Here is a 2,559-nt window from a genome sequence, read left to right as displayed (position 1 = left end):
CCTATTATGACAGCGGCAGTTACCAGCTGGTTTTCCAGACCGCCGAATTTCTCTGCATCACGCAGCCGGACCTCACCTTGAAGCCGGTGCTGGCGGAGAGTTGGGCGCCGAACGAGGACGGCAGCGTCTGGACGTTCAAGCTGCGCAAGGGCGTGAAATTCCACAATGGCGAGGATTTCAAGGCCGACGACGTCGTCGCGACCTTCGACCGGCTGGCCGACCCCAACGGCGCTTCCAATGCACTTTCCGTGTTCAAGGGGCTGCTGTCGAAAGGCGGCACCCGGAAGGTCGACGACCACACCGTCGCCTTCCATCTCGATGCGCCGAATGGCAGCTTTCCCTATTCGGTGTCGATCGACAATTACAACGCCGTCATCCTGCCGGCGAGCTACAAGGGCGACTACGAAAAGACGTTCGAAGGAACCGGGCCATTCCGGCTGGAGACCTACACGCCAAAGGTCGGCGCGACCTTCATCCGCAATACCGACTATTGGGGCGAGAAGGCGCTGCCCGACCGGCTCGAATTCAAATTCTACGGCGACGTGCAGCCGCGCATCCTGGCGCTGCAGGCCGGCGAGGTCGACATTCTCGACGCCGTTCCGCTCGATGTAAGCCAGGTGGTGCTGAACAGTCCTGATATCACGGTGCTGCGTGTCGCTTCGACCGCGCACCGGCAGCTTCACATGCGCTGCGACACCGGCCCCTTCACCGACAAGCGCGTGCGCCAGGCGCTGGCGCTGTGCATCGACCGCTCCAAGCTGGTCGACGGGCTGTGCCGCGGCATGGCGGCGACCGGCAATGACAGCCCCTTCGCACCCGCTTTCCCCGCAACCGACAAGACGGTGCCGCAGCGCGTCCAGGATATCGCCAAGGCCAAGCAGTTGCTGGAGGCGGCGGGCCTTGCCAGTGGTTTCGACATCACGCTAACGACGCTGCGCTATTCCGACATTCCCGGCTACGCGCAATTGTTCCAGAATTTCGCCAAGGAAATCGGTGCCCGCATCTCGCTCAACATCGAAGACCAGGACAAATATTACGGCAAGGCGGTGTTCGGCCAGTCGGACTGGCTGGACAGCCCACTTGGCATCACCGACTACGCCCATCGCAGCGTGCCGAACGTCTTCCTGAAGAGCCCGCTGGTCAGCGACGGTCCGTGGAATGCGGCGCATTTCAAGAGCCCGGCCTATGACGGCATGGTCACCAGCTATCTCAAGGCGCTCGATGTCGGCGCGCAACGCGCTGCCGCCTCCGACATCCAGAAACTGCTGCTCGACGAGACGCCTGTCATCTTCAGCTATTTCCCCGATCTGCTGGTGCCGGTGCGCAAGAATGTCAGCGGCTTGCCGCCGATCGCCGCCGGCCTGCTGCTCGATCGCGTGTCCCTGAGCTGATCGTGCCTCAACGCCCGATGACAAAAGAAACAAAACGGGAGACTACCATTCGCAAGCCTCATCTGCGCGGCCGCGGGCCGCATTTTCCCTTGCTCGATACCATCGTGCAGTACGACTTCGAGCCGGGCTACATAGCCTTCACCATGCCGACGCAGAAGCGCCTGCGCGTGCAGGTGGGGTCAATGACCGTGGCCGATACGACCAACGCCTTGGTGTTCTACGAATCCGATCATCTGCCGGTCTACTATTTTCCGATCGGCGACGTTCGCGAGGAGTTCCTGCTGCCGAGCAAGACCACGATAGAGGACCCATTCAAGGGCACAGCCACCCACTATTCGCTCAACACCGGCATCACGCTGGTCGAGGACGCGGCCTGGCGCTATCTCGATCCGGTCAAGGGCTGTCCGCCGATATCGGACTACATGTCGTTCACCTGGAGCAAGATGGGGCACTGGTTCGAGGAGGACGAGGAGATCTTTGTCCACGCCCGCGATCCGTTCCGCCGCGTCGACTGCCTGCCGTCGTCGCGGCGCGTGCAGGTCATCCTCGATGGTGAGCAGGTCGCCGATTCACGCCGCGGCGTGTTCCTGTTCGAGACCGGCCATCCGGTGCGCCACTATCTGCCGATCGCCGACACGCGGCTCGATATGTTCGCGCCCAGCCGCTACATCTCGCGCTGTCCTTACAAGGGCATCTCCAACTACTATCACGTGACGACCAAGGCCAAGCGCCACGAGAACCTGGTCTGGTATTATCCTGAGCCGGTGCACGAGGCGGAGCGCATCAAGGGGCTGGTCTGTTTCCACCACGAGCTGGTCGACAAGATCCTGGTCGATGGCGTCGAAATCCCGAAGGAAGCCACGGCCGCGTCGAACGGTTATTTCTAGGCATCGACGCCGCTTGCGCGCGGGCGCTTGATCGAAGCACGGGTCAGCGCATACCCTCCTGAGACAGGGAGGACACTCGATGGATCTTTTCAAGCTGGATGGCGATGTCGCGCTGGTCACCGGCGCCGGCAGCGGCATCGGCCAGGCCATCGCGATCGGGCTGGCCGAGGCAGGCGCCGACATCGCCTGTTTTGGTCATGCGTCGAAAGGTGGGCTGGATGAAACGGCGCACCGGATCACGGCACTCGGCCGCAAGGCGCTGGTGCTGAACGGTACAGTGA

The 2,559-nt window shown here is 62.4% G+C and carries 3 protein-coding genes; all 3 read left to right on the top strand.

The genetic code is table 11. The features are described 5' to 3' along the window. On the top strand, positions 1 to 1,391 hold a 1,391-nt coding region (locus tag EN991_RS31855), incomplete at its 5' end, for an ABC transporter substrate-binding protein (protein ID WP_164769515.1). Next, positions 1,388 to 2,278 carry a DUF427 domain-containing protein gene (locus EN991_RS31850; protein ID WP_164753535.1) on the top strand — a complete coding sequence of 297 codons (891 nt, stop codon included), beginning with the start codon at positions 1,388 to 1,390 and terminating at the stop codon, positions 2,276 to 2,278. The genes EN991_RS31855 and EN991_RS31850, both read left to right, overlap by 4 nt. A 79-nt stretch (positions 2,279 to 2,357) precedes the next feature. Further along, positions 2,358 to 2,559: SDR family NAD(P)-dependent oxidoreductase (locus EN991_RS31845; protein ID WP_127370239.1), on the top strand; the 202-nt coding region annotated here is incomplete at its 3' end.

The organism is Mesorhizobium sp. M7A.F.Ca.US.005.03.2.1, from assembly GCF_003997795.1.
GTDB classification, from domain to species: Bacteria; Pseudomonadota; Alphaproteobacteria; order Rhizobiales; family Rhizobiaceae; genus Mesorhizobium; species Mesorhizobium ciceri.
This window is presented reverse-complemented; position numbering and strand designations above follow the sequence as displayed.